Here is a 6523-nt window from a genome sequence, read left to right as displayed (position 1 = left end):
CACCTGACTCACTTCGAATACCGCTACCTACCCGAATCTTGCTGAGATCACCTGAGTACGCCCACGAACTGTCCGTCACTCAGGACCGCGGGGTGACACGTGACCGGGCGTTGGTGGATCTGGTCGACATCATGCTGCATCTGTCGTTTCCCATCGCAGAAGAACTCGAGTCTCGGGGTGTGCGTAAGTACGTGTCACTCGATCCGCCGCGCCTGCCGGATCTCTTGGCCGTCACGGCATCGCGCACGAAAGAATGGATGGAGGATGAGCGATCGACTCTGGTGGCGCTCGTCGTGCGGGCCGGCGAATGGGGGCACCATGACCATTCCTGGCGCCTGGCCCGAGTGCTCTGGCGATTCCTCTATGTTCGCGGCTATTACGACGACATCATCCGTGCGCACCTTGCCGGGCTGGAAGCCGCGCGGGCAGCCAAGAACGAGCCCGCCGCCGCCATCATGCACAACTATGTCGCCTCTGCCTATCTCCGCAAAGGCAACTACGCCGAGGCGCTGAATCACGTCCGTGCGGCAGTGACGTCCGCCGAGCGGCGCGGTGACTTCATCAACGGCGACCGCTATCGGGCCAATCTGGTCGCTGTTCACTGGATTCGGGGCGAACTCCACGAGGCAGTGCGGGTCGGGCTCGAAGGACTGCGCTGGCGGAAAGGCTTCGATCTCGGTGAACTGCCCAGCCCTCTGCCGAACGTGGGGCTCGCCCTGGCCTTGCTCGGCCGATACGACGAGGCGCTGCGTCTGCACCGCCTGCACCTCTACCTGGCCCGCCAGCACGGTAATCAGTTCCACCTGCTCAACGCGCTGAGCCACATCGGCGCAGTGAAGTGCCGGGTCGGGCAGCACAACGCGGCAATACGCGTGTTGCGAGCGGCGCTGGCGCTGCGGGAGCGTACCGGCCACCGCTTCGCGGAGGCAGAGGTACGCAACGACCTCGGTATCGCGTTACGAGGTTTGGGGCGGGTTGCTGAAGCGGCCGTGCAGCACGAGGCCGCCCGACAGTTGGCATTCGAGGCGGGTGAGCCGCATGCGCAGGCGGCGGCGCTCAACGACCTGGCACTGACCATGGCGATCCTCGGTGACGACAGCCGTGCGTCCGACCTGCACCACGAAGCATTGCGGTTGGCAACCCGGATAGCCCACCCGTACGAGCAGGGGCGGGCGTTGGCTGGGTTGGCGGAGCATCTGCTCGCCACCGATCCGGCGGAGGCGCGCCGGCACTGGGAGCGGGCACTGGCGATCTTCCGGCGGATGGGTGTGCCGGAGCAGGCGGAGGTGGAACGCCGGCTGGCCCAGGCGGATCAGGGGAGCTGAACCGGCTGGCAGCTGCGGTCGAGGGCGAGCGGCATTCGGCAACTTCCCACCGGCAAGGTTCTTATCGAATTTTTATCGCCACGTTCGATAGCGTCCGACTGTTCGGCGACGGGGGAGATTCCGCTGACGAGGGATCTTGTCGCGACCACCGCCGTCAGGTGACCCCAGCTACCTGACGGCGGGCCGGTGAGGAAGGGGCGGCTCTGTGGGTGCCGCCCCTTCCCTCAGCGCAGGGACCACGCGCACAGATAGGCTCGCCGGCGTGACCCAACCCGCCGAACTCAGCCATGTCGACGAGAGCGGCGCGGCCCGCATGGTCGATGTCTCCGCCAAGGAGGTCACCGGCCGCCTGGCGGTCGCCGCCGGTCGGTTGCGTACCACCGCTGAGGTGATCGAGTTGTTGCGCCGCGACGGGCTGCCCAAGGGGGATGCGCTGGCGGTCGGGCGGCTGGCCGGGATCATGGGCGCGAAACGTACGCCGGACCTGATTCCGCTGTGCCATCCGATCGCGCTGCACGGCGTCACGGTCGACCTGGCCCTCACCACGGACACGGTCGAGATCACCGCGACCGCTCGCACCGCCGACCGTACCGGCGTCGAGATGGAGGCGTTGACCGCGGTCGCCGTCGCCGGGTTGACCCTGGTCGACATGGTCAAGGCGGTGGATCCGGCGGCGAGTGTCGAGGCGGTACGGGTGCTGCGCAAGGAGGGCGGCAAGACCGGCCTGTGGCAGCGTCCGCAGGACCGACCGTGATCCGGGCCCGGGTGGTGGTGGCGTCCAACCGGGCTGTCGCCGGTGTCTACGCCGACACGAGTGGTCCGCTGCTCGTCGCGGGACTGCGCGAGTGGGGCTGCACGGTGGACGATCCGGTGGTGGTGCCCGACGGGGAGCCGGTCGGTCTGGCGATCCGACAGGCCGTGGCGGACGCCGTCGACGTGGTGTTGACAAGCGGCGGGACGGGAATCACCCCGACCGACCGGACCCCGGACGTGACTCGGGCGCTGCTTGACTACGAGATCCCCGGCATCGCCGAGGCGATCCGCGCCCACAGCCGCGACAAGGTGCCCACGGCGGCGCTGTCCCGGGCGGTGGCCGGGGTGGCGGGTCGAACGCTCGTGGTGAACCTGCCCGGCTCGACCGGCGGAGCGCGGGACGGCCTCGCCGTGCTGGGGCCGATCCTCACGCACGCGGTCGAACAGTTGCGCGGTGGCGACCACTGACCGAACCGATAGGCTCTCGCTGGTGAGCACGAAAACCGCAGACGCCGCCGGGTCCGGGCCGATGGGCTGGGAACAGGCGCGGTCGCGGGCGTACGCGGTTGGCCTGGCTGCCGCGCTTCCCACAGTCGACGTGCCGCTCGCCGACGCCGACGGGCACACCCTCGCCGAGCCGCTGGCGCCCCGGACCGACCTGCCGGCGTTCACCACGTCCAGCGTGGACGGCTGGGCGGTACGCGGCCCCGGCCCGTGGCGGATCGTCGGGCGGGTGCTGGCCGGCACGACGCCGGCTCCGTTGACCGAGGACGGGACGACCGTCGAGATCGCGACGGGGGCGATGGTGCCCTCGGGGGCATCGGCCGTGCTGCGGGTGGAGGAGTCGACGCGTACCCATGAGGGGTTTGTCGACGGTGTGCCGCGACCGGCACCGGAGTGGCGGCTGCCCGGCGAGGAGGCTGCCGCCGGTGAGGAACTGCTGCCGGCCGGGACCCCGGTCGATCCGTCGGTGATCGGTCTCGCCGCCTCCTGCGGACACGACACCCTGCGGGTACGTGCGCAGCCTCGGGCCGCGTTGCTGGTCTTCGGTGACGAGTTGTTGACCGCCGGTCCGCCCGCCGCCGGCCGGATCCGCGACGCGCTCGGCCCGGCCGTCCCGGCCTGGCTGCGGCGGTACGGCTGCCAGGTGCGTACGACAGATGTGGTCGGGCCGGTCGCCGACACGTTGCCCGCCCACGAGGCGGCGCTGCGCAGCGCGTTGGCCGAGGTCGACCTCGTCTGCACCACCGGCGGCACCATGCACGGCCCGGTCGACCACCTGCACCCCGCGCTGGCGACACTGGGCGCGGACTACGTGGTCAACACCGTCGCGGTGCGACCCGGCTTTCCGATGCTGCTGGCCCGGGTGACCGGCCCCGACGGGCGGACCCGATTCGTGGCCGGCCTGCCGGGCAATCCGCAGTCCGCCGTCATCGCCCTGGTCTCGCTCGTCGCGCCGCTGCTGGCGGGTCTCGCCGGCCGGCCGATGCCGGTACTTCCGCACGCCACGCTCGCCGAGCCGATTCCCGGTCGGGGGAACCACACCCACCTGGCCCTGGTCCGGCTCGATCGGGCGGCCGGGACCGCGCATCCGGTGCGGCACGTTGGTTCGGCGATGTTGCGAGGGCTGTCCGGGGCCGACGGGTTCGCGGTCATCGCGCCGGGCAGTTCCGGAACGGTCGGGGATCAGGTGCCGGTCGTACCGTTGCCGTTGCTGCCCGGGGAGCGGACATGGTGATCCTGATCGGAACCGTCACCGAACAGCCGTTGGATCTTGCCGCGCACGAGGCCGCGGTGGCCGACCACCGGGCCGGCGCGGTGGTCTCGTTCGCCGGGGTGGTCCGCGACCACGACCACGGGCGAGCGGTGGCCAGCCTGGAGTACGAGGGCCATCCGAGCGCCGAGCGGGTGCTGCGGGAGGTGGCCGCCGAGATCGCCGCGGACCCCGAGGTGTACGCGGTGGCCGTGTCGCACCGGATCGGCCCACTGGCCATCGGCGACGCGGCCCTGGTGGCGGCGGTCAGCACCGCGCACCGCGCCGCCGCGTTCGCCGCCTGCGCTCGTCTGGTGGACGAGGTGAAGGCCCGCCTGCCGATCTGGAAGCGGCAGGTCTTCACCGACGGCACCGAGGAGTGGGTGAACTGCCCCTGATGCCCTACCGTCGGCCGTACAGGATGGCGTTGCGGGCCATCCGGTCGGTCAGGAAGGCCGGCTCTGCGCCGGGCCGCCACGGCAGCGCGGCGACAAGCACGATCAGGGCCAGGATCAGGGAGTTCTCCATCACCGCGCCGAACAGGCCGTCGGCGTAGTGCGAGACTTCCGGCAGCTGATGTTCGTACGGCCAGATCGGTGAGATCAGGAAGAGCAGGTAGAGCCCGACGGCGGCGATGCCGTGCCGGATGCCGGTCAACGTCGGGTACCAGATCGGCGGGCGTAGCGCGGCCACTCCCGGAGGGCCGCCGTAGGGCCCTGCCGTGGCTCGGGCGACAAGTCCCCGACTCGCGTCGCGGCGGCGGATCGCCGCGTCGGCCAGCACGATGATCGCCGGGATCACCCAGACGAGATGGTGCGTCCAGGAGATCGGGCTGATCACGTTGGCGGTCAACCCGACCAGGGTGAAGGCGGTCAGTTCGTCGCCGTCGGAGTGCGCGTTGGCGGCCCGGGACAGACCGAGCGTGAGCACCAGTACGGCGAACGCGAGCCAGAGCAGGCCGGGGGTCTCGATCGAATCGTAGAGTCGGGCCAGGAGCCCGGCCAGCGACTGGTTGGGCGTCATGTCGGCCGCACCGACCCGCTCGGTCTGCCACAGCACGCTGCCGAAGTAGGCCCGGGATTCGGCTCCGACGATGCCGAAGCTGCCGATGGTGACGCCGACCGTGGTACCGATGGCCGTCCAGGCGACCCGCCACTGTCGAGTGATGATCAGATAGAAGATGAACAGGGCCGGGGTCAGCTTGACCGCCGTGGCCAGCCCGATGCCCACGCCGGCCCAGGCGCCGCTGTAGATGAACCGCAGCACTGGGCCGTCGGTGTCGGCCTGGTGCGTACCGCGACGGGACCGCCAGCGCAGGGCCACCATGTCCGCCATGATCAGGGCGAACAGCAGCAGGTTGACCTGCCCGTATCCGAGGGTCTCCCGGACCGGTTCGATGGCGGTCGCCAGCGGCGTGGCGATGGCCACCGTGTACCACAGTGGCCATCCCATCCGGTCGACGATCGGGCGCAGCAGCGCGGCCAGCACCACGGCCAGGGCGGCGATGCTCATCAACGCGTTCACCAGACCAGCCATGGTCACCGGCAGGTGCGCCATGGGCAGCATGGCCAGGCCCGCGAAGGGTGGATAGGTGAAACCCAATGTGGTGTCGGGTGCGACAAACTCGTACAGCTCATGACCGCTCGCCCACCAGACCACCGCACCGTGGTAGATCTTCATGTCGAAGAAGTTGTACGGCCGCCCGAATGCACCGATGGCAAGCCAAGCGGCATAGGCGACGGCGGCCACGATGCCGGTCCGTACGACTCTTCTTCGATCGATCCCACGCGTTACGCGACGGACTGCGGCGAGGCGGTCCAGCCTTCTACCGACATTCGTCGGCATGGCGTGGCCACCCCCGTACCAAGGTCGTCCTACCCGTCCAGGTCCGGTAGGGAGCCTAGAACGGCGCCTCACGTCAGTGCCTCCCGCGTTATGCGACCGTGTCCGATCCCACACATTCTTTTGACATTTCCACCGCGTTAACGCCTAGCGGGCGGTTCAGGTGATTCGCGGCCTTAGCGGGGGGTGGGGGCCGGTAATCGCAGGTCAGCCGGGAAGTCGACGGGCGGTGGCTGCGGACACGGCGGCGATGCGGGCCTCACGGCGGGCGGTACGCACGGCGCGGCTCACCGACCGTCGAGAGTGGTCGATGCGGTGCCCGGCCCGCCAACGCAGCCCCGGCTTTCCCTGAGTGTCGGCGGCGGCGAGCAGCAGTCCACCGAAGAGACCGATGTTCTTCAGGAAGTGAGTCTGGTGGTTGTGGCGCTGCGCCGGGTCCTCTTGACGCCAGAATGGATGCCCGGCCAGCGTCACCGGGACCAGGGTGCCCGCCAGGACCAGCGCCGCCGGCCGGGTGAACCGCCCGGTGGCGAGCATCAGTCCGGCACCGACCTGAACGGCGGCGTTTGCGCGGATCAGCGTCGCGGTGTCGGTGGGGATGCTCGGATGAATCCGTTGCAGCAGGGGCGTCACTCGATCGGTGATGGGCTCGGCTGCGGGTACCAGGCGCTCCGGCTGGGTGAAGTTGCGAGCGCCGCTGACCAGGAAGATGCCGCTGAGCATGGCGCGGGCGAGGAACCGTACGGGCGTCATGGACCAGTCATACCCTCTTCGGGCCGCGGTCACTCGCCACAACGGCGGATCTCGATCGACCGGGTGATGACGGACGGCGCGCCGATTCCAGCGACCA

The 6523-nt window shown here is 69.9% G+C and carries 7 protein-coding genes; 5 read left to right on the top strand and 2 right to left on the bottom strand.

The window, feature by feature from the left end; translation table 11 throughout:
- Positions 1-113: 113 nt before the first annotated feature.
- The 5 genes from C1A38_RS04940 to C1A38_RS04920 all read left to right on the top strand — a co-directional run bounded on the left by C1A38_RS04940 (position 114) and on the right by C1A38_RS04920 (position 4229).
- Complete coding sequence (locus C1A38_RS04940) at positions 114-1325, top strand: tetratricopeptide repeat protein (RefSeq protein ID WP_146017427.1); 1212 nt, start codon at positions 114-116, stop codon at positions 1323-1325.
- A gap of 262 nt (positions 1326-1587) precedes the next feature.
- A complete protein-coding gene (gene moaC / locus C1A38_RS04935; protein WP_102656627.1) occupies positions 1588-2079 on the top strand; it encodes a cyclic pyranopterin monophosphate synthase MoaC in 492 nt (163 codons plus the stop codon).
- Positions 2076-2546 carry a MogA/MoaB family molybdenum cofactor biosynthesis protein gene (locus C1A38_RS04930; protein WP_102656626.1) on the top strand — a complete coding sequence of 157 codons (471 nt, stop codon included), beginning with the start codon at positions 2076-2078 and terminating at the stop codon, positions 2544-2546. Before moaC ends, C1A38_RS04930 begins: the two co-directional genes overlap by 4 nt.
- Before the next feature lie 61 nt (positions 2547-2607).
- Positions 2608-3816, top strand: a complete 1209-nt coding sequence (locus C1A38_RS04925; protein WP_102656625.1) for a molybdopterin molybdotransferase MoeA — start codon at positions 2608-2610, stop codon at positions 3814-3816.
- The gene (locus tag C1A38_RS04920) at positions 3810-4229 is read left to right on the top strand and encodes a molybdenum cofactor biosynthesis protein MoaE (RefSeq protein ID WP_102656624.1); all 420 of its coding nucleotides are present in this window, start codon (positions 3810-3812) and stop codon (positions 4227-4229) included. Before C1A38_RS04925 ends, C1A38_RS04920 begins: the two co-directional genes overlap by 7 nt.
- Positions 4230-4233: 4 nt before the next feature.
- On the opposite strand, the gene C1A38_RS04915 is transcribed toward C1A38_RS04920, so the two are convergent.
- Both C1A38_RS04915 and C1A38_RS04910 read right to left on the bottom strand, forming a co-directional pair.
- Positions 4234-5676 carry a glycosyltransferase 87 family protein gene (locus tag C1A38_RS04915; RefSeq protein ID WP_102656623.1) on the bottom strand — a complete coding sequence of 481 codons (1443 nt, stop codon included), beginning with the start codon at positions 5674-5676 and terminating at the stop codon, positions 4234-4236.
- A 204-nt stretch (positions 5677-5880) separates the two neighbouring features.
- Entirely contained in the window at positions 5881-6426 is a 546-nt protein-coding gene (locus C1A38_RS04910) for a DoxX family protein (protein ID WP_102656622.1), read from the bottom strand.
- Positions 6427-6523: the final 97 nt, after the last annotated feature.

The sequence above is a fragment of the Verrucosispora sp. ts21 genome, assembly GCF_002879555.1.
Lineage (GTDB): Bacteria > Actinomycetota > Actinomycetes > Mycobacteriales > Micromonosporaceae > Micromonospora > Micromonospora gifhornensis.
This window is presented reverse-complemented; position numbering and strand designations above follow the sequence as displayed.

Bases quoted from the DNA above. Each gene is read 5' to 3' on its own strand.
- C1A38_RS04920 (WP_102656624.1), top strand. From the start codon at position 3,810: ATGGTGATCCTGATCGGAACCGTCACCGAACAGCCGTTGGATCTTGCC.
- C1A38_RS04910 (WP_102656622.1), bottom strand. From the start codon at position 6,426: ATGACGCCCGTACGGTTCCTCGCCCGCGCCATGCTCAGCGGCATCTTC.
- C1A38_RS04925 (WP_102656625.1), top strand. From the start codon at position 2,608: ATGGGCTGGGAACAGGCGCGGTCGCGGGCGTACGCGGTTGGCCTGGCT.
- C1A38_RS04915 (WP_102656623.1), bottom strand. From the start codon at position 5,676: ATGCCGACGAATGTCGGTAGAAGGCTGGACCGCCTCGCCGCAGTCCGT.